1 protein-coding gene is annotated in these 431 nt (G+C 53.4%); it reads left to right on the top strand.

Features of this window, described 5'->3' with window-relative positions; translation table 11 throughout:
- Positions 1-431 (top strand): cation:proton antiporter domain-containing protein (locus ACTHSP_RS22075; protein WP_440347019.1); only part of this gene is annotated, 431 nt, incomplete at both ends.

The raw sequence follows: 431 nt of genomic DNA, 5'->3' as shown, positions 1-431 counted from the left end.
GGTTTGCAAGTCATCATTACCATGCTCTCGATTATGGGCATTTTGATGGCAATGGGCACGCCGTTTAACTGGGCGTTTGCCACTGCGGGCGCACTGACCATGTCGTCCACCGCCATCGTCAGCCGCATTCTGTCGGAGAAAACCGAGCTGGGTCAGCCGCATGGTCAAATGGCCATGGGTGTTTTGCTGATGCAAGATATTGCCGTGGTACCGCTGATGATTCTGATTCCGGCACTTGCTGGCGGCAGCGAAGGCAACTTGTGGGTAGAGCTTGGCTTGGCCGGTTTGAAAATGTTGCTGACCTTGGGCATTTTGTTCGTTATCGGCAGCCGTGTGATGTCGCGCTGGTTCAGACTGGTTGCCAAACGCAAATCGTCCGAACTCTTCATGATCAATGTTTTGCTGGTTACTTTGGGCGTGGCCTATCTGAC

It is taken from the genome of Neisseria sp. P0001.S005 (assembly GCF_051963715.1).
Note: the sequence above shows the minus strand (reverse complement) of the source record. Positions and strands in the feature narration are given on the sequence as shown.